General features: G+C 69.4%; 2 protein-coding genes. One reads left to right on the plus strand and one right to left on the minus strand.

Going from position 1 to position 2,554, the window contains the following annotated elements:
- The coding region (locus FKV24_RS13535) for a RelA/SpoT family protein (protein ID WP_249041024.1) at positions 1–1,657 on the minus strand (1,657 nt) is incomplete at its 3' end.
- An 88-nt stretch (positions 1,658–1,745) separates the two neighbouring features.
- Here FKV24_RS13535 and FKV24_RS13540 point away from each other — a divergent pair.
- A complete protein-coding gene (locus FKV24_RS13540; RefSeq protein ID WP_141482747.1) occupies positions 1,746–2,255 on the plus strand; it encodes a hypothetical protein in 510 nt (169 codons plus the stop codon).
- Positions 2,256–2,554 lie beyond the last annotated feature (299 nt).

Below are 2,554 nucleotides of genomic sequence, written 5' to 3' on the forward strand. Positions count from 1 at the left end.
CCTCCTGCGCGCGCTCGTGTTCCAGCAGCACCCGGCCGATCTGGTGCGGACCCAGATCGCCGAGCGCGACCAGGATGTAGAGGTCGCTGTCGTGGGCGACGCTGAAGCGCTCGCGCGCCGGCGCCAGGTCGGCCCCGAGCAGGCCGAGCCGGCGCAGCTCCTTGTCCTGCAGTTCCTTGCCGGCCTGCTCGTTGCGGGCGCGGTCGAGCTTGTGGAACCAGGTGCGGACCTTCTGCCGCGAGCGGCTGCTGGCGAGGAAGCCGTTGGACTCGATCAGCCAGTCGCGACGGGGCTCGCCGGTCTTCGCGGTCATGATCTCGACCCGGTCGCCGCTGCTGAGCTTGTGATCCAGCGGCACGATCCGGCCGTCGATCTTGGCCCCGCGGCAACGGTGCCCGACCTCGGTATGCACGTGATAGGCGAAATCCAGCGGCGTCGCCCCGGCCGGCAGATCGACCACCTCGCCCTTGGGCGTGAGCACGTAGACCCGGTCCTCGATCAGCTCGCTGTCGAGCTCGCCGGCCAGGATCGCCTCGTCGTCGCGGCCCTCCAGCAGCTTGCGCATCCACGCGATCTTGCGGTCAAACGCGGCGTCGGCGGCCTGGCTGCCGGACTCCTTGTACTTCCAGTGCGCGGCCACGCCCAGCTCGGCCTGGCGGTGCATATCGTGGGTGCGGATCTGCACCTCAAGGGTCTTGCCTTCCGGTCCGATCACCGCGGTGTGCAGCGAGCGGTAGTCGTTGCGCTTGGGCCGGGCGATGTAGTCGTCGAACTCGGCCGGGACCGGCGCCCACTGCGCATGCACCGCGCCCAGCGCGGCGTAGCAGGCGGCGACGTCGTCGACCATCACCCGCACCGCGCGCAGGTCGTAGAGCTCGCCGATCGGCACGTCCTTGCGCTGCATCTTCTTCCAGATGCTGTAGATGTGCTTGGGCCGGCCGGCGATTTCGGCACGGATGCCCTGCGCGGCCATCGCCTCGCGCAGGGTCTGCTTGACGCCCTCGATGTAGCGCTCACGATCCCCGCGCTTCTCATCCAGCAGGCGCGCGATCTGTTTGTAGGTGTCCGGCTCCAGGTAACGGAATGAAAGGTCTTCCAGTTCCCACTTCAACTGCCAGATGCCTAGCCGGTTGGCCAGCGGCGCATGGATGTCGCGGGTGAGGCGGGCCAGTTGACGCCGCTGTTCCGGGTCCAGCTCGGAGGCGTGCCGCATCCGCGCGAGTTGGCGCGCCAGCAGGATCGACACCACCCGCAGGTCGCGCACGATCGCCAACAACAGCCGGCGCAGGCCCTCGGCGCTGCCGTGACCGGCCTGTTCGGCATGCAGCGCGCGTACCTGGGTCGCCGCCTGCTGCCCCTCCAGCAGCCCGAACACCGCCGGATGGCGCTGCTCGAACGCCTTGCCGAGCCTCCCGGGCAGGGCCGGATACTGGCGCAGCAGGGTCGCCATCACGGTGTCGCCATCGGCCCCCAGCCGACTCAGCGAGTCGAGCATGTCCAGCACCACCGGCAGCGGGTCGCGCGCGTCCGCGCCACCCTCGGGCGCGGCCAGCGCGTCGCGCAGCGATTCACGATCGCCGGCGTCGACGGCCTCCAGCGCCGGCGCATCGAGCAGCCGGGCCAGGTCGTCGGCGGGCGTTGGAGGGGACGCGTTCAAGAGGATCGGGGGGAGTGGCGTGGGGAGCGCGGACGTGATGGCGGCATTCGTGACGACTACACTAGCGCCAACTGCCTGGAGGAACACCATGATGCGCCCCCTGTCCTTTCGCACACTTGCCCTGTTCGGCTGCCTGGCCCTGAGTCCGCTGGCGTTGGCGCAGCAGCAGGCGACGAGCGACCAGCCGATCCAGCAACAGATGAGCGCCGTAGAATTCCGCGCCGCCGGCCTGGACAAGCTCGACGCCGAGGAGCTGGCCAGTCTGAACCGCTGGCTCGGCCGCAAGATCGAGGCCGAGACCGCGCTGGCCGCCGCCGCGGCCAAGAAGAAGGTCGAGGACGAGAACCGCGGCTTCCTGAGCTTCGGCTCCGAGGAGCCGGTGGTCGGCACCGTGACCAGCGAGTTCCGCGGCTTCGGCAAGGGCCGCCGCTACACCCTCGACAACGGTCAGGTCTGGGAGCAGGTCGACAGCGCCTCCCTGGTCGGCGTGCGCAATCGCAACCCACAGGTGACGATCCGCCCCAGCGTGGTCGGAACCGCCTGGTACATGTCGGTGGAGGGCTACAACACCCGCGCCAAGGTCAAGCGGGTGGAGTGACGGCTCCGGGAGGCTCTGGGCCGCGCCGGCGCGCTTCCACACCCCCATTCGCATCTGCGATGCGAATCGCCCCCTCTCTGCAGGGGGCCGGGGCCGTGCCATATCGCATCTCGTAGGAGCGGCGTGAGCCGCGATGGAGCTTTCATGGGAAGGCCCTCGCGGCTTACGCCGCTCCTACAGGGGGAACGATATCCGGCTGCGCCCGGATATCTCCCAAAGTTTGCTGCGCAAACCTTGGGCCCCGCCGTTGCGCTTCCACACCCCCATTCGTGCCTGCGGCACGAATCGCCCCCTGACTC

This window comes from Marilutibacter maris (assembly GCF_006546735.2).
Classification (GTDB): Bacteria; Pseudomonadota; Gammaproteobacteria; order Xanthomonadales; family Xanthomonadaceae; genus Marilutibacter; species Marilutibacter maris.